Below are 20900 nucleotides of genomic sequence, written 5' to 3'. Positions count from 1 at the left end.
TAACATTCTATGTGATAAATTTGCGCCCAATTATCCATTTATCTTGCTAAAATAGAGATAATCACCCATTAAAGAATGAAAATCATGGCACGTAAAAATCAAAAAGCTCCTTGGGAAGAAGAAGAAGAGATCATCTGGGTAAGTAGAACCGAGATGAAAAACGACATGGAAGATCTACAAAAATTAGGCGAAGAGTTAGTTGGCTTGAAGCCAGCAGTTCTTGCTAAATTTCCACTATCAGAAACTCTGCAAGTAGCTATTTCTGATGCGCAACGTTTTAAGAACGAAGCAAAACGTCGCCAATTACAATACATTGGCAAGCTAATGCGTCTTGAAGATCCAGAACCAATTCAATTGGCTTTGGATAAAGTTCGTAATAAGCACTCACAAGCGACTATCGCACTTCATAAGTTAGAAATCTTACGTGACCGTATGATTGAAACTCCAGATGTTGTAATTGAAGAAGTGATGGTGAAATACCCTGAAGCGGATCGCCAACGCTTCCGTCAGCTTGCTCGTCAAGCTAAAAAAGAAAAAGCATCGAATAAGCCACCAAAGGCATTCCGTGAGATTTTCCAAATTTTAAAAGACTTGTACTTAGAAGAAGACTCATAAACCTTCTTTTTCGTTCATAAAAAAAGAGCCAAGCATCAAATGATACTTGGCTCTTTTTTATATACCTAGGTTGTAACGAGTAGAGCTACTCAGTACCACCAACGGTTAATGTATCTAATTTCAATGTTGGTTGACCAACACCAACAGGAACGCTTTGACCTGCTTTACCACAAACACCAACACCACGATCTAATGATAAATCATTACCAACCATCGAAATTTGCTGCATTGCTTCCATACCAGAGCCAATCAAAGTTGCTCCTTTTACTGGGCGAGTAATTTTACCCTCTTCAATTAGATAAGCCTCTGATGCAGAGAACACGAACTTACCAGAAGTAATATCCACTTGACCACCACCGAAGTTTGGCGCATAGATACCTTTTTTAACTGTTGAAATAATTTCTTCAGGCGTATGTTCGCCAGGCAGCATATAAGTGTTAGTCATACGAGGCATTGGCAAATGAGCATAAGACTCACGACGGCCATTACCCGTCGGTGCAACTCCCATTAAACGGGCGTTTAACTTATCTTGCATATACCCCTTCAATACACCATTTTCGATTAATGTATTGTATTGGCCAGCAACGCCTTCATCATCAACGTTTAATGAACCACGACGATCAACTATTGTCCCATCATCGACAATAGTACATACCGAAGACGTTACTTTTTCTCCGATCTTTCCAGAGAATACTGAAGACCCTTTACGATTGAAGTCACCTTCAAGTCCATGACCAACCGCTTCGTGTAATAAAACACCAGGCCAACCAGAACCAAGGACTACAGGCATCATTCCTGCCGGAGCAGCATCCGCATCTAAATTAACTAAGGCCTGACGAATAGCTTCATCTGCAAACTCAAGAGCAATGGATTTACCATTCACTTCAGTTAGAAAATAATCGTAACCATAACGACCACCACCACCAGCACTACCACGTTCACGTTTATCACCACGTTGAACTAATACACTAATCGACAAACGAACCAATGGACGCACATCAGCAGCATAAGTTCCATCAAGTGCAGCAACCAACATTTGTTCGTAAACTCCGCTAATACTTACCGAAACTTCTTGAACTAGTGGCTCTTTTGCTCGGATATAAGCATCAACTTCTTCAAGTAATGCTATTTTTTGTTGTTTATCTAAACTATTAAGAGGATTGATAGGCGCATAGAATTGAGGGATGGCTTGAGATGAAAATGCTTTTACTTTGCCTTCACCACTTTGTTGAACAATACCACGAGCCGCTTTTGCGCTTTGAGTTAATGCTTCAAGATTAATTTGATCAGAATAAGCAAAACCTGTTTTCTCACCAGCAACAGCACGAATACCAACACCACGATCAATATTAAAAGACCCATCTTTAATAATACTGTCTTCAAGTACTAACGATTCATGCCAGCAAGACTGAAAGTAGATATCAGCATAGTCTACGTCTCTTTTTGCAATGGTGCTCAAGGTCTGAGACAGTTCCTGCTGACCGATCCCTGCTTGACTCAATAAGGATTGTTCTACTTCTTGCAAACTCATTCGAGGTACTCTTGTTAAGAATTTAAGATCTAGGATCTGATTATGAATAAAAAAGAGTGTATTTTATAGTGAAACTCACTCTTTTCTTTAATAAACCGTATACACACCGAGTTTAGTTTAACTGGCAATTTAATCTTGCATGTTTTTCTACAGGCATTTTTTTACGGATAGACCCTAACTGTGATAAATCAACATCAGCGATAATGACACCCGTACCCTCTTGTTGCAGGGCCGCTTTATTTCCCCATGGATCAACGATCATTGAATGCCCCCACGTTTCTCGACCAGCACCATGAGAACCCCATTGACCAGCGGCTAATAACCAACATTGAGTTTCAATCGCTCTTGAACGCAATAAAATATCCCAATGGGCATATCCCGTTACCTTAGTGAATGCAGCTGGAACGGCAATAATTTCTGCACCTTGTCGACGAAGTTCACTGTACAGTTGAGGAAAACGAACATCGTAGCAAATAGATAATCCTAGTTTCCCAACGGGTGTATCAACAACTTTAATGTCATTACCTGCTGTAAATGTATCAGACTCACGATAGCTTTGGTGCCCATCTTCAACGTCAACATCAAACATATGTAATTTATGATAATGCTCTACAAGCTCTCCGACATCATTATAAACTAAACACGTTGACGATAAACTTTCATTAGGGTTTCTTATTGGAAAAGAGCCAACGACAAGCCAAATCTGGTATTGCTTTGCCAACCCAGATAACCTCTCTTGTAACTCTCCCTCCCCAAGGAATTCAGCATGTCGTTCATAATCTTCTTTCTGTCCAAAAACGATACTGTTTTCAGGGGTTAAAGCCAGCTTAGCTCCTTGCTGACGTAATCCTTTTAGCTTGAGATTAAGTTGTTTAATATTATCTTCAGGGTTTACACCTGAATTCATTTGAATAACACCAACCTTTCTCATCATACATCCTTATTATTGACTTTGTTGAAACTCTATATTGCATTAATTATCCGTTTTTTCTGGTAGTTGGTATTCACCTTGACTACGAGATAGTTCTTTTACTGCTGGTGACTCTAATGGGCCTTCAACTTTGTAGTTCACCTGCGTAATAACATCAATAACAGGCGCTATCGCCGTCGCAACAGCAAGTACAATTATTGCAGTCTGTGGGGCAACAGCAAAAGCAGTAAGAATTGGAATACCAGAAGTTAAATCAGGTGTAAAACTCACCTCTGCATCCACTAAACGAGTATTGAGATCAGCCTTTCCTTTAATTATCATCTCGCCAGCAACCGCATCCATAAGCAAATTATTACTGACAAAAATACCATCCCTCATCTTCCCACTGCCAGTAATCGAGTTGAATGCCATACCATCATCAAAAACATCTCTAAAATCGAGTTTCATCTTACGAATGATAGAATCGATACTAAATAGGCCAAGAAAACGTGCCGCTCCTTTAACATCAGTAATTACACCTTCACCCAAGGTCGAGGAAAGATCTCCTGAAAGTGTATCAACTTGAATGCTCCAAGGTGCCCCTTCCCATTTCAGATCCGCATCCATACTGTATGTTGCTTTTTGGATACCGGAGCTGATACCAAAACGCGCAAGTAATTCGGAATTATTTTCTCCTGATGCTTTCATTTTAAAAGAAGAGAGACTCTTATCTTTATTTAATAGCCAGTCACCTGACATCGCTAATTTATTTTCACCACTGGTGATTTTGAGCTTATCAAGGTAAAAAGTTTTCCCTTTCTTATGCAACTTGGTATCAAGCTTACCTAACTTATAACCTTGTACCCATGTATCTTTAATCGTTAACTCTAAGTTCGGCATCAAGCGGAAGAAATGACGATCAAACTCAGAAATAATCGGTTCATGAGCTTTTGCTTGGTTTAGTCGCTTTTGGTTCTCAGGCTCATCTAAGCTTGGAATAAAAATATGAAGATTATCCAATTGAACCAATAGTTCCCCAGTTTCTTTCAAACTTGCCTTTCCATCAACCTCTTGACTATTAACTTGAGCATACCAACCTTGCGATTTTTTACGTGCATTGATATCTACATCATTCCAATCTAACGAAGCTAAATGTAAAGACTTAATATTTGCATCAATACGAGTTGGTATTGGAATGACTGGAAAGTGACTCATTGACGCCTTTTTAGAACTTAACTTTTCTTTATTTAAAATAGGCTCAGATAACCAAGCATCAGCATCAAAAAATTTAGTATTAATAGAGGCAGATTGCCCAACAATAGGGCTAACTCTAAAATTACCACGTCCAACAACGACATGGCTGGCTGTAATGACTGGCGTTTCTTTTGTGATATTAATTTCTGTCTGGTATTTTGCATCTGGTAACGTTAAACGCCCCGAGAGTTTTTCTGAATTCCCAGAAACCTGTAATAATGCTTTTTCTCCGTTCCCTTTATTCAACGCCAATGGATAAGGCAACGTTGAACTGACCTCATTTAATGCCGCGTTGACGCCAAGTTGATAAGTGAAGCCAATATCTGCAACCTGTAAATTTATGGTTGAGCTCCATACCGATATACCATCAACTTTATCCATCACTGGCGAATCAATATAGTCTTTAAGCTGTGAAACTTTCCACTTACCTTTCGTTTCAATATTCACACTATAAAAATCAGATTGTGCTTCACCGTTAAAAGAAAGGGATATTGGCTGCCCTAATAACGACGCTTTAATACTTGATGCTTTAACTACATCATTATCAAACTCAATTCGACCTTTTGCATTAGTGAGAACTATATTAGGAGACTGCAATTCGATGTGATTATTTGCAAGATCGGCGTAACCCCATGCACGGACATCATCTCCATTAAATGGGATATCAAGACGTAATAACGCATCAACACGATTATCTACTTGAATACTGTTTAATGCTGCACCAACAGAATCAACTAATGGCGTTGCTGTCATATATTCACGAACGGCTTTACCTGAACCATTAGCGGTTGCACGAATAGTTAACTTTCCATCTTCCGATAAGTTAGCAATACGCCCAGTAACACGGGTCGCGTGTACATCCATAAGTTCGGCTGAATGTGAGCTTAAGAACATAGAAGCGTTTTGGAACATTAAATCCAACTGAAGATCGGTTAATGGCGGCCACGCAGTATCAAACGAGAACTGAGCATCTTTTAAACCGACTTTAACTTGAAATATGCCATCGTATTTGGTGTAAGGGAAATCAGCGACTTCACCATACCAAAGCAGTTGAACGGTTTTTGCACTACCACCTTGTACGGCTGCAGATAAATAATCCGTTAAATCTTGCCCTAATGCTAACGTAGGTAAATAACGCCAAGTTTGATCTGCATGAAATGCATCGGCTTCAGCATAAAAAGAGAGTACTGATGGCTTGTCTTTTGGAAAATCTAAACGAAACTCACCTTTAGCTTGCAGATCTGGCGTTGATACTTTGATGTAATCAGACCATAAACGCCACCCGTTATCATTGACTTCCCAGTAGGCGGTTACATTACCTTGTTTAATATTTAATGGCGCTTGGAATACATCACCATAAGGCAGGGTATCATCCACTAGTGATAATGTTGCTTTGCCCTTTTCTTCATCACCTGCAACTAAAATATCCAATTTATGAAAGCCTGGGAGTAGCTCCCACTGCTTCATTCCTGCAGCATGAATTGATGCTGAATAATTCAACCCTGTGGAGTGATCATACTCAATACGAATATCGTTAATACTTCCTTTGGGATCAAGAGTTGTTAGAAGGTCTGTAATATTATCTTGAGAAGCTGGCAGTAACGTTTTCAAGTCTAATGCGCTATGAAGATCAATATGCGCCAGGTTTAATACCCACTTATCAGGCTGCCATGTAAAACTTCCTGAAACCTGTGGCCACATATCATTTTGATTCTTAATTCGAATGTCAGAAGCTAATACCTTCCAACCATCTTTATTAGGCTGAAGTTCAAATACCCCGGCCTCAACACTTGCTTGATGTACTTCTTTACCTTCAAGCCAGTTAATATAAGATGGCGATGCCTCAACAAGCGCATCAATTGGTTGGCCATCTTTAAATGACAACCAAGCATTCGCTGAAACTTCACCTTGAGTTACTCCATATTCTTTTTGGATATCATCAGTTATCCACGGAGTGACTTGAATATTTTTGGCCTCGACGTAGAAATTCCCATCCAAGCTTTTAAATGTGCCTTTCTCTTTGAAATTGGCAATGACTTTGAGCTGATTAATCTCACTGCCAAGAATGCTTACAACGCCTTCTGCAAGATGTCTTCTGTTTTCATTTCGCCACTGAAGTGAATCTATTTGAAGTGTTTTATCATTACCATCCAATGCAACAAGAGTTACTTGAGAATCTTTTAATGAAAAGTGATTTAGTCTCACTAAAAACAAATCTTCAAGACGCTTTGCCAAAGACTCGTCATTACTTTTTTTACTTGGTTTCTTCGCATCTTCTGCTTCTTTAGAATCATTACCTAATGACGTCAAATCAGCAACTAACTTATCAATACGTAGGTCAGCAAATTGAGGCTGCTGAGCCCACAGAGAAGAAAGAATATTCAGTTGGATCTCAACCTCCTTAACAGAGATAATTTCATCTCCAGAGATAGGATCTACTGCTGTCAGTTTTTTAAGATTCAATGAGGGATTAGTGTTTCTCCAACGACCATCAAGCTCACCAATAGAGATTGAAAAACCGGTACTTTTGGAAAGAAAAGCTTCAACTTCAGGTTGATATTGATTAAGTGAAGGAAGAAGTAGGCGTAGGCTTGTAATGACTAATGCTGCCAGTAAGAATACCAGCAGCAATAATCCCATCAAGCAACGTTCAAAACGAATTAACTTAGTGGTCACGTATTTTTATTCTCTACATCATTACGACATCAAACTGCTCTTGAATATAAAGAGGTTCAGCTTGAATTTTAACCTGTTTACCTATAAATAGTTCGAGTTCAGCAAGTGCATGGGACTCTTCCCCTTCTAGGGCATCAGCGACAGCGACAGAAGCATAAACTACAAATTTATCTGAATCATACGCTCTGTTTACTCGAGTAATTTCACGTAAGATCTCATAGCATACACTTTCTACGGTCTTAACAGCGCCACGTCCTTCGCATGTTGGGCATTGGCCACATAATACATGCTCAATACTTTCACGAGTACGTTTACGGGTCATCTCAACAAGGCCAAGCTGCGTAAAGCCATTTACGTTGGTTTTAACTCTGTCTTTCTCTAATACAGAGCCTAACACTTGTAATACTCTACGGCGATGCTCTTCACTCATCATATCGATAAAGTCGATAATAATAATACCACCAAGATTTCGTAAGCGAAGTTGACGAGCAATAGCCTGAGTTGCTTCGATGTTAGTATTGAAAATCGTCTCTTCTAAGTTACGACGTCCAACAAAAGCACCTGTATTGATATCAACCGTAGTCATGGCTTCAGTTTGATCAATAATCAAATATCCACCTGACTTTAATTCTACCTTACGATCAAGTGCACGCTGGATTTCATTTTCCGTTTCGTACATATCAAAGATAGGCTTGTCGCCAGAATAATACTCAAGTTTTTTGGTTAACTCTGGAACAAACTCAGAGGTAAATTCTTTTAATTTCTCAAACGCCAGCTTTGAGTCAACACGAATTAAATCAAGTTCGGTGCCCACGAAATCACGTAAGATGCGTTGGTCTAAACCTAGCTCACCATACAACATTGATTTCGTTTTGCTCTTTTTACGACGCTCAATAACCTTATGCCATAAACGCTTTAAAAAAGCCGCATCTTGTGAGATTTCAGCTTCACTTGCGCCTTCTGCTGCAGTTCGAATAATAAAGCCACCGAATTCATCGCAATAATCAGAAACCGTATTTTTTAAACGATTGCGTTCTTTCTCACTTTCAATTCGTTGAGATACACCAACATGACTTGCGCCTGGCATAAACACTAAATAGCGAGAAGGAAGAGTAATGTCTGTCGTTAAACGAGCACCTTTAGTTCCAAGAGGATCTTTAACAACTTGCACTACCAAATCTTGCCCTTGGTGTACTAATTGAGAAATATCTCTTACTTGAAATTGACGTTTTTCATTTTCAGATACGCACTCGGTATGAGGAACAATATCTGAGGCGTGCAGAAATGCGGCTTTATCCAAACCGATATCTATAAACGCTGCTTGCATCCCCGGTAATACACGGCTTACTCGACCTTTGTATATATTACCCACAATACCGCGTCTTGCTTCTCTTTCAACATGAATCTCTTGAAGCACTCCGGCCTCAATCATTGCAACTCGAGTTTCGCTCGGAGTTACGTTTATTAACAACTCTGTACTCATTGGAGCACCTCACTAATTTTACAAAAATTGGTGTAAGAGCTGATCTGTTTCCATCAAAGGCAGTCCCATGACAGCGTGATAACTGCCATCAATACGCGAGACAAATCGCCCACCACTACCTTGAATACCGTATGAACCTGCTTTATCGCAAGGTTCTCCACTTTCCCAATATTGTTCTATTTCTTGTATTGAAAGTGTTCTAAACCACACCTGTGTTATTACTGTTTTGGTTCTTTTTTTTTCAGGTGTTGCTAGTGTAACGGCTGTCATTACTTGATGTTGACGACCAGACAAAGCTAAGAGCATTCTCTTAGCATCTTCAAAATCTTTAGGTTTTTCTAGAATAACACCATCAATAACAACGATGGTATCAGAGCCCAGCACTGGGATATTCTTATTTTCTATTTGTTCTATGGCTTTCACACCTGCTTGCGCTTTATCTTGTGATAATCGCTCGACGTACATAAGAGGCGTTTCATGTGCTTGATGCACTTCTGCAACATCAACAGACAAGATCTCAAATTGATAGCCCAATTGAGCTAATAGTTCTTTTCTTCGTGGAGATCCTGAAGCTAAGAATACTTGAGTAGTCATTACATTTCCTTATCGAATTGACCAATGGCGACGAACTCTACGCATTAACAAAAATAACCAAGGCCATAAAATAAAGTTTAACACGCCAGCCCATAAGAAGTGTGCGTTGAAAGACACATCATGAACTAAAAATTCACCCATAAACTCTAAAAGTTTACCTAATAAGGTTAATCCTGAAAAAATAGCGGCTTGTTGCCATAATGCTAAGTTTCTCAATACCTTAAAATTAGCGGCCACAAGATAAACTAAAATTGCCATCGTCATACCACGAATACCCAAAGTGGTCCCCAATAGAAGGTCCCAAAGAATACCCAATAGCATTGCTGTTCCAACATTAACTCGATGAGGTAATGCAAGTACCCAATAAAAAGTAACGAGAATAATCCAAGACGGTCGGAGAACTTCTAACGCTCCAGGCCATGGTGCTGCTTGTAAAGTTAAAGCAATTAAAAAAGAAAGCCAAATAATGATTCTACCGCGCATTAAGTGACTACTGCTCATTTGCCATCTCCTCTGTACTCACTTCTGTTCCTGTTGGCCATACTAATAATAGGTAACGTAACTTATCAAATTCAACCGAAGTTTCTAAATCAATTGAAGCAAAGGGACGCTTATTATCATTATCAACCATAGAAACATAGCCGACAGGGTAACCTTCAGGGTAACGTCCACCTAAACCAGAGCTCACAAGTAAGTCTCCAACTTCAATATCAGTATTTGTCGGTATATGCTCTAGTTGCATAGTATCTAAGTGACCTTTACCAGAAGCAATCACTCGAATATCGTTTCTAACAACCTGCACAGGAATGGCATTATTTGGATCGGTTAGTAATAAAACTCGACTATTGTGAGCACCAACGTAGTTAATTTGCCCAACAATACCTTTATCACTGATCACCGGCTGACCTTCATAAACACCATCAACTTGGCCTTTATCGATCATAACTTGATGTGTATAAGGAGCTGAATCTACCGCCATCACCTCAGTGACCATTTTTTTCTCATCTCGAATAAACGGTGAACCAAGTAGATCGCGTAATCGACTGTTTTCTTGCTTAAGTTGTTCCATCAACAATAAATTGCTGTTCAGCACAAACATCTCTTGCTTAAGCTTTTGATTTTCAAGCATGAGAGTATTACGGCTATTAAACCTGTCATACATGCCATCAAACATAGTACGAGGAAGATTTGCCGCATAATGAATCGGAGAAACAAAACTATTTAATAAGTAACGAATGTCGGAAAACGCATTTAAACGACTATCGGCTAGCATGAGGCTAGCCGATACCATTACAGCAATAAACAGGCGAAACTGTAGAGAAGGACCTCTATCAAAGATTGGAGTCATATCCACTCACCCGTTAGTTGTTATTACTCTTCACTAAAGAGATCGCCACCATGCATGTCGATCATTTCTAATGCTTTACCGCCACCACGAGCAACACACGTAAGTGGTTCTTCGGCAACAACGACAGGGATACCAGTTTCTTCAGTAAGAAGACGGTCTAAATCACGTAAAAGTGCACCACCACCAGTCAATACCATACCATGCTCTGAAATATCAGAAGCAAGTTCTGGTGGACATTGTTCCAGTGCTACCATAACTGCAGATACGATACCTGATAGAGGCTCTTGAAGTGCTTCTAAGATTTCATTTGAGTTAAGCGTAAAGCTACGAGGAACACCTTCTGCAAGGTTACGACCACGAACTTCAATTTCGCATACGTCATCGCCAGGGTAAGCTGAGCCGATTTCGTGCTTAATGCGCTCAGCCGTAGCTTCACCGATTAGGCTGCCATAGTTACGACGTACGTAGTTGATGATCGCTTCATCAAAACGGTCACCACCAATACGTACAGATGAAGAGTAAACCACACCATTTAGTGAAATAACGGCAACTTCTGTTGTACCGCCACCTATATCAATAACCATTGAACCAGTTGCTTCTGATACAGGAAGACCCGCACCAATCGCAGCAGCCATTGGCTCATCGATTAGATACACTTCACGAGCACCAGCACCCTGTGCTGATTCACGAATTGCACGGCGCTCAACTTGTGTAGAACCACAAGGAACACACACTAATACGCGTGGGCTTGGACGTAAAACACTGTTGTCATGCACTTGTTTGATGAAGTGCTGAAGCATTTTCTCTGTCACATAGAAGTCAGCGATAACGCCATCTTTCATTGGACGGATAGCAGAAATATTACCAGGAGTACGACCTAGCATTTGCTTCGCATCATGACCAACAGCAGCAACACTTTTCGTTGAGCCATTACGGTCTTGACGAATAGCAACTACTGACGGTTCATCAAGAACGATGCCTTGACCTTTTACATAAATAAGTGTGTTGGCAGTACCTAAATCAATCGATAGATCGTTTGAAAACATGCCACGAAGTTTCTTGAACATAATCTTCGTATTTCCTGAAAGCGTGAGAATAAGATAAATATATCTAAATGTACCAATGCCTAGCCTAATCAGCAAGGCATTGCTACAGAATCCTGAAGCAAATCAGGATTTTTATTAATATTTTAGTTAGAAGTACCAATTATGTTACTTTCGCTGCGAAATATGATGCGATCATTTCCACGGTAAATACCAAAGGTAACCACAGTTGATGGATCTTCATCGCCTTGGCCTCGCCAATTGTATTGCAACCAAGGTTGTTCGTCATTCGACCACGAAGCATTCTGACAGTTCATATTAGGATCATCTTTTTGTGCCGATTCAGGGTCTAGACATAACCAGAAGCGTACTTGTTCACGTAAATTACTGCTGTCTGGCTCAGCAATCAGAGAAGCCGTATTAATACCATTAACGACAACCCCACTCCCAGTTAACTTAGATGCACTCGAATTCGTAGGATCTGGCCATATAATTTGTTTATCATGTTTTGCGCCATCAAAATGAGAGTTCTCGTCTGTTTTACTAACAACAAATCGACTCCCATTCCAGAACTCAACTCGGAGTGGGACAATCACACGTTGACCTACAGCCGTTCCAACACTATCTAGTACCATTCGGCCGTATCGAGTACTCGGTTGAGATAACAATTCTTGTTCCAACACTGCTTCTTGATTTTTATCAAAAGAAACAGGATCAACTCCACTTATTGCTAAGCTCAACGCAGTCGTTATCGAATCCCCTCCCTCATTAAATGGACCATCAGTCGTTGTTGTTACATTACCAGCCAACATTGATGCACTTTTTCTTGACCAAATGACACTATTTGAAAGATCTGGCGTCTCCCAAGTCGCATTACTCCAATGGGTATTATCTAAATCAGAAGACGCAATATTCAACCGACTATTATAGCCACCGGTTAATAAGAAACTGGCTTTTAAGTTTGTATCAAACAACCCATAGTTAGCGACGATTGAATCATTATAAGAATAAGCTGTTACTTCAAAGTTTACGTCATCAAAAGGTTGTGCCATATAGGAATAAGTCCCTTCTGAAGATCCTTGATTTTCAGGGTAATCCCATAATGTATTTGTAATGGAAAAATAAGCAGGATAGAAGCGACCTACTGGTTTAGAGCCCTTATCTATACCACCTTGAATACCATCATAAAAACCAACACTTAAAGCCTCTACGTTAAATTGAATACTACCAACCTCATCATAAGTCATGTTTTCAAATAGATAATGACTAGTTGAGTTACTGCCTGCATAAATATTATTAGAAAAAGAAAGCAACGGAGATAAAGTACCTAGCATTCCTCCTATGCTTAATTGCGGAGTATCTAACGTCGGATCTAGTGCCGTAATTAACGCCTGAGGAGCCGATGGCTTAAAGAAATTTTGCGTTACTGGCAACTCACACAAATCAGAATTAGGGCTACTGCTATATTGAACTGGTTTAACTTTAAGAGAGAACGCTTCAGCTGCTGCAACAAAAGCAGGGCCATTCGAACTGTTACCGTCTGCTGCAACATCACTACAAACTGCAAGCTTCCATGGTCTAGATTCAACATTTACAGTTGTTGATAACAAGCCTGAATCAATAGGGTAATCATTACAATCAAAATTAGGAGGGCAAATAAAGCTAGGATCACTCAATGCAAAGTGGAGTGAACCAGCTTCTCCATAAGTTAAATTAGTTGTCGCTATGCCTTGATTAAAAGTAAGCCCAATTTGATTTGGATTTATCAGACTAGCCAACTCTAAATCTGTTCTTATTCCATCATATGAATTAGGAGAATCTAAAATATACGGCGATACCTCTAATTGTTTATTACCATTATAGTCTTGAACAATATCAGGAGATCCGTCATTACAAGCCAATACATTGATATCAAAACTCTGCGATTTATTTGCAATAGCTTTAATCGTATTAACATCAAATTTAAATGGCACAAATTCAAAGTGTTCTTTCTCTGTCTCGTTCAGATTATCACTAGAAGCCGTAACATCAAAAATATCCAAATCGGAGCTATCTAAGTACAGTGTTTTTTCACCATCTACGAACGTTGAACCTGTAATTGAGCAATCAGCAGCAACTGATTTATCTGGAGATTCTGACCAACATGCAGAGCCATTATCTTTAGTATTAATCACTGCAGAAAAAAACTTATTAAATCCGAGAACAGGGCCATTATCATCTTCAACGGTAAATTTCACAGGAATGCGTTCACAGGTTAAACTGTAATCAATTTGTGGAGTGACTTTTAAAGTATAGTTTTTAGGAGGGTCAAAGCATTCACTTTGTCCAATAATGCGTGAATTAGAGAATAATTTAAGGGTTTTAGCAGTTACCGCTCCATATACAGAAACACGACCATTTAAGGCTATATTACCTTCACTATATAAATGCGCTTTTAATAAATTAGACCCGGCCATAAGTATATTGGCATTTACTCCATGGGCTGCAATTAATAAGTTATCAGGTTTCGCCTCATGATTATAAATAACATTGCCTGGATCATTCCAATTTTGAACATGAATAATTGTTTTTTCTATATTAGAAAAATGAATTTCAGCGAATCCTGTTGCACTAAATTGATTTACCCAATAGATCCCAGGCTCAATAACTACTTGAATATAATCAACAGCATTCCCCCCCATCAGATTTATCGCGGTGTAATGACCTGGACTAATTGTGATATCACTTAATCCGTTTATAGACCCGTCGACCCCAGTAAACTCTGTAGTTACTGATAAGTGAGGTACAATTAAAGAAGGAGCTGCAATACAATCACCGCTACTTCCATCGCTATCCTCACAGGTATTTCCTGATTTTAGATTCATAGAGCCAGAAGGAAAACCAACCGTACGGTTAGGGGTTTCAATATACGAACGGTTTTGTCCCTTTTCCCCATCAACAATTAATTGTGTTTCTATTCCTCCACCATCAAACCAAGTTTGAGCCGCTGATGGAAAATATTCACACATATCAAATAGATCATTTTTATTTTCAAAAACCAAATAACCAACAGTCTCTAAAGCACCATGCTCTCGAGTAATATAATCTTCATCAAGCATAAATGATAATTCATTATTCTGTTGGCCTTCGCATAAACGTAGCCAACCACCATCCGCACCTTGACGTGTTTGCTTCGATATTAATACGGTATAGTTAGAGTCAAATGACGGTGGTAATGAAATTGTATTATTCAGACAAGAGCGTGCCAATGTATTCAAGGCTCCAACGTCATCGCCTTTACGTTTCTTTTGGTTAACATTCTCTTTTTTCCCAACAAAAAACGAAGTCCCGCGATCCGTAATTCCACTAAAGTCTTGAATCGCTAAATAGGCTATTTTTTCTGGTTTATCATTCGCTGGCATTATAGAAGAACGCCCTAATTCAAGAGTTGTTTCAAAATTTTGAGGGGATATATATCTATTTGAAGTGGTTGCCCATACATTAGTTTGAGATAACCCTTGAACCTGAGTAAAGACTATTGGAGGCCTTGAAAAAGGTGATTTAAAATCAACATTTAACCACTTCTTATGCTTGTGCTTTACTTTTTTTCCAATATAAGCGACGCCAGAAATAACCCCAGCCTCAGCCAGCATAGTAGGCTGTGTCGGATCTAATACAATCTTCCCTTCTTCAACCACTACGTATTGAATTGATAACATTTGAATTTGTTCAGATTCTTCATACACCCGAGTTTTTTGACGTATCGTTGCATTGGTTGAAGAAACACTTTCAAGAAATAATGTAGACGACACATCGGTCGTATAATTAGCAGTATCAAAAGAAGATAATAAAAAAACTAATGGGGATGTATAAGTATTCTCGAATGTAATAGTACAACTTTGTTCTATACAATTTTGATTATTCAGTACTCCAAACTCAAAATTATTATTTGCGTTTGCATGAGAAATAAAAACAATAAAAAGAAAACTTAACTGTAGTAACCGTTTTATATAAACCACAATAGCCATCAATTTATCTCCTTCGCCCATACTTCTTGTACTCGCGTCACTTTATTTGCTCCAGAGCCACAAATAGCCGTGCTCTTTATTTTAAAATATTGAATAATTTCATCATGATAAGAAACTTCACTCCTTTCACACACCACACTAGGGTTATGACTGCATCCACTATTTGCCAAAGCCATATTCGGATTACGCTCAACCCCATCACAAATAGCATCGTCAACACCTGATTGCCCTAAAGGAAATAACTGAACCAAGCCCCATTCAGCACCTGAGTGCGCTAAAAACCAAGCTTGTGTTCCTAACACTTCCTTTGAAACCGTATCTGAATTACTGGTTTCGACCTTCAATAAATTTAATGATAAATAGCCGATAACAACCATAACGACAATCGACATGATTAACAGGTTACCTTTTTGCTTTGTTTGATTATGGAACATTAATCACCTGCACATCATGTTGATATTGGGTTGTTTCACCTAGATCATTTTCAAACGCTAACACCATTCTGACCATACTATTTCGGTGTATTGACGCCTGCTCAAAAATGAATTTACCGCTATTAATGTGATTAGCCAACTGATTAACAAAACTTAATTGGGTCTGTGTGTTTGTAACCGTTCGATTCACTTTTCCGGGAACAATACAGTAACTAATGACTTCAGGTTTATAAATAAAAGCACGTCCAGATACCGAGTTAGAAGTAAATGCGGGGTTGTTATTGGTAGAAAAATTAATCGTAGAAACGCCACCAGAAACAGTAACCGAATCAATAGCAACATATCGACTACCGTTGATTTCAATCAACTCATTTTGATTGCTTGGATTAATGGTAAGGTTTAAGCCTGCAATCACACTGGCCTTATTAGAAAGTAGAACTGTATCAATTTGCTTTTCATTAAATAGTGGTAGTTCTAAATAAAAGGCACTCGCCTCTACAGGAATAAAGCTAACACACTCTTGGGAGCTTGAAACTTCAATACTATTAGGCACGGCATGACGTAATTCACGGCTCAATTTCTCAATCAGAAATTTTGCCTGCATTTGATTATCTTGACGATCAATGCTGTCGTTATAACTTTGAAATCCGAGCTGGAGCGTATTGCTCGCAGCCAAAGCCACAATGCCAACGACCACAACCGTTAAAATCAATTCAATTAAGGTAAATCCACTTAATTTCGTCATTAATAATTACCTCTGTAAGCACTAAAGGTATATTTGGCATATTGGCTTGCATAAAGCGTGATAATTATTTTTTTATATTGCGTAATAGCAGTATTCTTAGCATCTATATCTGCATACATAACATTAATTTCTACGGTAAAATGCTTATATTCATCCGCACTTGATGTATCTATTAATTGGTTTAATTGATATGACGGTAAAGTATTTGATGAACATTCAGATAACGCTCCCCAGCAACCAATAAAATCATCCACATCATTAAACGTGATAGCGCTATTTTCTGCTGCTCCATCTCGTCCCAAATTCTTCACCAAAGTACAACTCGGAATCATCATTCCAGAGTGCACTTCTCCACAACGATATTGGCCACCATTAGGATCGCTATGTTGATCGAATTGACGACTTAATATATCCGTCATCACTGAGTGCCCAAGCGCGGCGGCTTGTGCTTGGTAGGTGGCTTGATGAGACGTAGTTGAGGAAGTAAACACACCAGAAATCAATACTGATAATGCAAAACCTAAAATCACAATACCGACGATTGATTCTATTAAGGTTAACCCTCGCTGATAGGTTAATTTCAACCTCATATTTGACACCCGCCCCCTTGAGTTGAACGATAGATAAATCCTTCACTATTAATACATACCGAACGACTCTCGTTTGAAGAAGGTGTTGTTATCGTTATACGACAATCACTAGCAGTACAAAGAGAAGAGGATACTGAAGAGGTAACCTTAGTTATTGGTCTACCAAGCAAATCAAATGACAACTCAGAAACAGCTCCGCTTATTGAATTAAAAGCATAGCTTAGTTTGATTAACTCTAATTGTTGCTGATCCGTATCTTTAGAATAATCAGAAAGTGCCGCACTGGACATGCCTTGGCTTTGACAAGATTGAGAGACACCAAATTTACTCGTTGTCATTAAAATTGAGCGACAAGAATCGCTATTATCGGGGGCATTAGTTTGCATTGCAGCAATCTGGACTTGACGCAAGATGGATACGACCTGCTCTTGAGCTGCTGTAGAAGAAAAGCGGCTCGCCCCCATGTATTTACTAGAGGTGTAAATAGCAATAATCGCTAGAATAACGATCACTACAACCAATTCAACTAATGTGAAACCTTTTGTTTTTATTGGTTGTTTTTGTAGGGATACTACGAGGGGAAAAATCATCATCCGTTACCTTATTGTCTCCTGTTACTAGGATAACGGAATTTATAAGGATAGCGAAGGTAATGTTAATTTTAGATACAAAAAAGCCAGCGGAGATCGCTGGCTTTTAGAGGCATATTAAGGTTTATTTATTAACACTTAGTCGCAGTTACAATTACAGAGACACCAGATGAAAGTGTCGTTGCTTCACTGTATGTTACGTAACAATTGGTCTCTGTAATTTTTGAAGCTAAAGTTGGTTTTGGATCTTGTTTAAAACCAACAACTAATGTTGAACCAGAAACTACAGAACTCCAATCCTCATCTAAACCAACAACCGCTGCGCCAATACCAGCAGAAGTTGCTTTAGGGTAGCCGTAAACAGTATCAATACCATCAATAGCAACAGTCTTTTCTGATGTTTCTTTACCATCAATTGCAGCTTTACCATACACAATACCAGAAGCTCCTGACATTGCGCCTTTTAAACCTTGCAGTGACGATGCACGAGCATCAGATTGCAGGTTAAGAAATTTAGGTGCTGCGGTTACTGCTAGAATACCTAGAATAACGATTACAACTACCAACTCAATAAGTGTGAAACCACCTTGTCTTTTCATGTTACTTCTCTCTTTTATTATTAATATGATGGTACTTAAATGGTGCCACCGTTATTGTTAAAACTAATATATAGATATAATTAAGTCTTATTTTCCAATTAATATTATTTGGAAAATTAAATAAGCATTAATTATTAAATTTATTATTGTAATGTCACCACAACACGACCTGACTCAGGCTCGTAAGTAAAGAAGTGTCCTTCATTTTCTTGTTGTGTATATTTACATTGATTACGGCTATTTTCGGTTATTACTTCTGCTAGATACTTGGCTTTATTATCTTTATGATCATCAGTAACGTACGGTGCATTTTGTAATAACATTTCCATTAATAATATACACTCTTTTGCCGTTAGTGCTGTTGGATAACTACCTGTATCATTGCCATCTAAATCTTCTCGTGGAGCTATTGGGTAACCCGGACGAAATTCAGATTGATTTGATTGCGATGGATCCGTTAACCAAAATTCTGTTCCATCATAACTCACCGCATTATAACCATCAGTTCTTGGACGAGCTTCTGCTTCCCATTGTGCTCTTGCTGAAAGAACAGCCGTAGCATATCCGCCCGCAACTCCTTCAACACTCGCTTTTTTCGCTTCAAGACTAACATCTAAAAATCGAGGTAGTGCGACAGTTGCCAACAACCCTATAACTACGATCACTATCACTAGCTCAACCAGTGAGAAACCTTTTTGGAACTTCATCGTAATGCTTCTCTCTATTTCTATTTTCTTTCTGAATTGTAAGGGATTTTACAATAAAAAACACAGTGTTAGTCAAAAAAATGCCAACTTAGTTTTCATTCAAAAAACCGACGTTAACTTTAAACACGCCATTTACCAACATTACAGAAACAATTTTATCATTCGATATACCATACTCACAACCATACTGAGCCACTTTTGCTTTTTTTTTCGTCACATGAATCGCTTCTGTATAAATTTTCTGTTTTTCTGGTAATAAAAGGTGTAGCCATTTTTGACAATTTAACTCTTTATCATCAAGAGTCAGTGGCCAGCCTAATTTGGTAAATGTTACTTCTATTCCGTCTTTAACAATAACGTTAGGTTGCCCATTTACAACCCAATAATTTTTAAATTCATTAGCTGAAGATAATATTTCTCGGCTACTCATTAATAACGCGGTATCTTCCACTTCAGGCTCGATTCTGTCCCATTGATATAAAATAACAGCGAGAAATACAATAACAAGCCCACCCCATATAAACCGGGTTGTTGACATCATTACGACCCTTTTACTACATCTAACATATTCCACATTGGTAAGAAAATACCTAATGCTAATATCAAAACCATTCCTGAAACAATAACCAATAACAGAGGTTCAATCCTTGCTGTTAATGTCTTTAAGTCATAATCCACTTCACGGTCATAAAAATCTGAGACTTCTAATAATAAATCATCGATTTGCCCTGTCTCTTCACCAACGGCTATCATTTGTTGAACTAAGGGTGTGAAAATACCACTCTGAGCTGCGGTTGCTGACATACTAGTACCTGACTCAATCCCATTTTTCATTTCAAGCAATCTATTCTCTAGGTATTTATTCTCTAAAGATTCAGCAGAAAGCGCGAGTGATTGGTTAAGTGGTACACCTGATTTTAACATCAAAGCAAACGTTCTTGAGAAGCGAGACATTTGCGCACGCGTTACAATATCACCAACAATAGGCAACCGAAGACGGCACTTATCCCAAGCTTCTCTCCCCTTTGGCTGACCAATCCAGGCTTGAAACGCAAACAATGCTGCTGCCATTCCTGCGATTAAAAAATGCCAATAATTAACAAAGAAACTAGAGGTTGTAATTAAGATCCGTGTTGGCAATGGTAAATCAACACCAAAGCGAGAAAACATGCTCGCAAACTGAGGAATAACCTTAATATTTAATACAAACATCGCAAGTAAGATGAACGTTAATACAAATATCGGATATCGCATTGCCGATTTAATTCGCTTACGAGTTTCCATCTCTTGTTCGTAATAATTAGCCAATTGCATTAACACAAGATCCAACCGCCCTGTATTCTCACCAACATGTATCATTGATACAAACAAAGAGCTAAATACATGAGGGTGTTGTTGCATTGATACCGACAAACTACGACCATTAGTTAAATCAGCCGTCACCTCTTCCAATGCATTTTTTAATAATTTGTTATTACTGTTCTGTGATAATCCATTCATCGCTCGTAATAAAGGAACTCCAGCTTTAGTTAGGCTGTACATTTGGCGACAAAAAATAACGAGCACTTCTAAAGGGATCGTTGGCTGAAACCACTTCTTCCAGTCAGTTGCACTTGAGTTCCCACCAAAATTACTCGCTCGAATTGAGGTAGGTATCACGCCATCATTCATGAGTTGCTCAGCCGCCATTTCTTGCGATGTTGACTCGATAGACCCTGAGACTTGTTCACCACGGCTATTACGTCCGCTATATTTAAATATTGCCATGCTAATG

The 20900-nt window shown here is 38.8% G+C and carries 18 protein-coding genes; 1 reads left to right on the top strand and 17 read right to left on the bottom strand.

Annotated features, from left to right (window positions below):
• The first annotated feature begins 84 nt into the window (after window positions 1-84).
• Complete coding sequence (yjgA, locus tag BTO22_RS01200; RefSeq protein WP_181044534.1) at window positions 85-615, top strand: ribosome biogenesis factor YjgA; 531 nt, start codon at window positions 85-87, stop codon at window positions 613-615.
• A gap of 85 nt (window positions 616-700) precedes the next feature.
• Here yjgA and tldD read toward each other — a convergent pair whose 3' ends face one another.
• The 17 genes from tldD to BTO22_RS01115 all read right to left on the bottom strand — a co-directional run bounded on the left by tldD (window position 701) and on the right by BTO22_RS01115 (window position 20893).
• Window positions 701-2146 carry a metalloprotease TldD gene (tldD, locus tag BTO22_RS01195; RefSeq protein WP_105053957.1) on the bottom strand — a complete coding sequence of 482 codons (1446 nt, stop codon included), beginning with the start codon at window positions 2144-2146 and terminating at the stop codon, window positions 701-703.
• 112 nt (window positions 2147-2258) lie between these two features.
• A complete protein-coding gene (locus BTO22_RS01190; protein WP_105053956.1) occupies window positions 2259-3077 on the bottom strand; it encodes a carbon-nitrogen hydrolase family protein in 819 nt (272 codons plus the stop codon).
• Window positions 3078-3119: 42 nt separating this feature from the next.
• On the bottom strand, window positions 3120-6986 hold the full coding sequence (locus BTO22_RS01185) for a YhdP family protein (protein WP_105053955.1): 3867 nt from the start codon (window positions 6984-6986) through the stop codon (window positions 3120-3122).
• 13 nt (window positions 6987-6999) lie between these two features.
• Window positions 7000-8469, bottom strand: a complete 1470-nt coding sequence (rng, locus tag BTO22_RS01180) for a ribonuclease G (RefSeq protein WP_105053954.1) — start codon at window positions 8467-8469, stop codon at window positions 7000-7002.
• Window positions 8470-8487: 18 nt separating this feature from the next.
• Window positions 8488-9063 (bottom strand): Maf family protein, encoded by a 576-nt coding sequence (locus BTO22_RS01175; RefSeq protein WP_105053953.1) that lies wholly within the window; start codon window positions 9061-9063, stop codon window positions 8488-8490.
• 9 nt (window positions 9064-9072) lie between these two features.
• A complete protein-coding gene (gene mreD, locus BTO22_RS01170; RefSeq protein WP_105053952.1) occupies window positions 9073-9564 on the bottom strand; it encodes a rod shape-determining protein MreD in 492 nt (163 codons plus the stop codon).
• The gene (mreC, locus tag BTO22_RS01165; RefSeq protein WP_105053951.1) at window positions 9554-10411 is read right to left on the bottom strand and encodes a rod shape-determining protein MreC; all 858 of its coding nucleotides are present in this window, start codon (window positions 10409-10411) and stop codon (window positions 9554-9556) included. Before mreC ends, mreD begins: the two co-directional genes overlap by 11 nt.
• Window positions 10412-10434: 23 nt before the next feature.
• Window positions 10435-11478, bottom strand: a complete 1044-nt coding sequence (locus BTO22_RS01160) for a rod shape-determining protein (RefSeq protein ID WP_060992546.1) — start codon at window positions 11476-11478, stop codon at window positions 10435-10437.
• A gap of 122 nt (window positions 11479-11600) precedes the next feature.
• Window positions 11601-15461, bottom strand: a complete 3861-nt coding sequence (locus BTO22_RS01155) for a DUF6701 domain-containing protein (protein WP_105053950.1) — start codon at window positions 15459-15461, stop codon at window positions 11601-11603.
• Window positions 15461-15895 (bottom strand): MSHA biogenesis protein MshP, encoded by a 435-nt coding sequence (locus BTO22_RS01150; RefSeq protein ID WP_181044533.1) that lies wholly within the window; start codon window positions 15893-15895, stop codon window positions 15461-15463. The genes BTO22_RS01155 and BTO22_RS01150 overlap by 1 nt, the downstream gene beginning before the upstream one ends.
• A complete protein-coding gene (locus tag BTO22_RS01145; protein WP_105053949.1) occupies window positions 15885-16640 on the bottom strand; it encodes a PulJ/GspJ family protein in 756 nt (251 codons plus the stop codon). Before BTO22_RS01145 ends, BTO22_RS01150 begins: the two co-directional genes overlap by 11 nt.
• Window positions 16640-17230 carry a type IV pilus modification PilV family protein gene (locus tag BTO22_RS01140; protein ID WP_105053948.1) on the bottom strand — a complete coding sequence of 197 codons (591 nt, stop codon included), beginning with the start codon at window positions 17228-17230 and terminating at the stop codon, window positions 16640-16642. The genes BTO22_RS01145 and BTO22_RS01140 overlap by 1 nt, the downstream gene beginning before the upstream one ends.
• Window positions 17227-17823, bottom strand: coding sequence for a prepilin-type N-terminal cleavage/methylation domain-containing protein (locus BTO22_RS01135; RefSeq protein WP_258132411.1), 597 nt, complete (start codon window positions 17821-17823; stop codon window positions 17227-17229). The genes BTO22_RS01140 and BTO22_RS01135 overlap by 4 nt, the downstream gene beginning before the upstream one ends.
• A gap of 128 nt (window positions 17824-17951) precedes the next feature.
• Window positions 17952-18419 carry a type II secretion system protein gene (locus BTO22_RS01130; protein ID WP_105053946.1) on the bottom strand — a complete coding sequence of 156 codons (468 nt, stop codon included), beginning with the start codon at window positions 18417-18419 and terminating at the stop codon, window positions 17952-17954.
• 143 nt (window positions 18420-18562) lie between these two features.
• The gene (locus tag BTO22_RS01125) at window positions 18563-19126 is read right to left on the bottom strand and encodes a prepilin-type N-terminal cleavage/methylation domain-containing protein (RefSeq protein WP_105053945.1); all 564 of its coding nucleotides are present in this window, start codon (window positions 19124-19126) and stop codon (window positions 18563-18565) included.
• 88 nt (window positions 19127-19214) lie between these two features.
• Window positions 19215-19667 (bottom strand): type IV pilus, mannose-sensitive hemagglutinin protein MshF, encoded by a 453-nt coding sequence (locus BTO22_RS01120; RefSeq protein ID WP_258132410.1) that lies wholly within the window; start codon window positions 19665-19667, stop codon window positions 19215-19217.
• Window positions 19667-20893, bottom strand: coding sequence for a type II secretion system F family protein (locus BTO22_RS01115; protein ID WP_105053943.1), 1227 nt, complete (start codon window positions 20891-20893; stop codon window positions 19667-19669). The genes BTO22_RS01120 and BTO22_RS01115 overlap by 1 nt, the downstream gene beginning before the upstream one ends.
• Window positions 20894-20900 lie beyond the last annotated feature (7 nt).

The organism is Aliivibrio sifiae (genome assembly GCF_002954705.1).
Lineage (GTDB): Bacteria > Pseudomonadota > Gammaproteobacteria > Enterobacterales > Vibrionaceae > Aliivibrio > Aliivibrio sifiae_A.
This window is presented reverse-complemented; position numbering and strand designations above follow the sequence as displayed.

Bases quoted from the DNA above. Each gene is read 5' to 3' on its own strand.
- BTO22_RS01115 (WP_105053943.1), bottom strand. From the start codon at position 20,893: ATGGCAATATTTAAATATAGCGGACGTAATAGCCGTGGTGAACAAGTC.
- rng (WP_105053954.1), bottom strand. From the start codon at position 8,469: ATGAGTACAGAGTTGTTAATAAACGTAACTCCGAGCGAAACTCGAGTT.
- BTO22_RS01175 (WP_105053953.1), bottom strand. From the start codon at position 9,063: ATGACTACTCAAGTATTCTTAGCTTCAGGATCTCCACGAAGAAAAGAA.
- BTO22_RS01160 (WP_060992546.1), bottom strand. From the start codon at position 11,478: ATGTTCAAGAAACTTCGTGGCATGTTTTCAAACGATCTATCGATTGAT.
- BTO22_RS01120 (WP_258132410.1), bottom strand. From the start codon at position 19,667: ATGATGTCAACAACCCGGTTTATATGGGGTGGGCTTGTTATTGTATTT.
- BTO22_RS01190 (WP_105053956.1), bottom strand. From the start codon at position 3,077: ATGAGAAAGGTTGGTGTTATTCAAATGAATTCAGGTGTAAACCCTGAA.
- mreC (WP_105053951.1), bottom strand. From the start codon at position 10,411: ATGACTCCAATCTTTGATAGAGGTCCTTCTCTACAGTTTCGCCTGTTT.
- tldD (WP_105053957.1), bottom strand. From the start codon at position 2,146: ATGAGTTTGCAAGAAGTAGAACAATCCTTATTGAGTCAAGCAGGGATC.
- BTO22_RS01135 (WP_258132411.1), bottom strand. From the start codon at position 17,823: ATGATGATTTTTCCCCTCGTAGTATCCCTACAAAAACAACCAATAAAA.
- BTO22_RS01145 (WP_105053949.1), bottom strand. From the start codon at position 16,640: ATGACGAAATTAAGTGGATTTACCTTAATTGAATTGATTTTAACGGTT.
- BTO22_RS01130 (WP_105053946.1), bottom strand. From the start codon at position 18,419: ATGAAAAGACAAGGTGGTTTCACACTTATTGAGTTGGTAGTTGTAATC.
- BTO22_RS01155 (WP_105053950.1), bottom strand. From the start codon at position 15,461: ATGGCTATTGTGGTTTATATAAAACGGTTACTACAGTTAAGTTTTCTT.
- yjgA (WP_181044534.1), top strand. From the start codon at position 85: ATGGCACGTAAAAATCAAAAAGCTCCTTGGGAAGAAGAAGAAGAGATC.
- BTO22_RS01125 (WP_105053945.1), bottom strand. From the start codon at position 19,126: ATGAAGTTCCAAAAAGGTTTCTCACTGGTTGAGCTAGTGATAGTGATC.
- BTO22_RS01150 (WP_181044533.1), bottom strand. From the start codon at position 15,895: ATGTTCCATAATCAAACAAAGCAAAAAGGTAACCTGTTAATCATGTCG.
- mreD (WP_105053952.1), bottom strand. From the start codon at position 9,564: ATGAGCAGTAGTCACTTAATGCGCGGTAGAATCATTATTTGGCTTTCT.
- BTO22_RS01140 (WP_105053948.1), bottom strand. From the start codon at position 17,230: ATGAGGTTGAAATTAACCTATCAGCGAGGGTTAACCTTAATAGAATCA.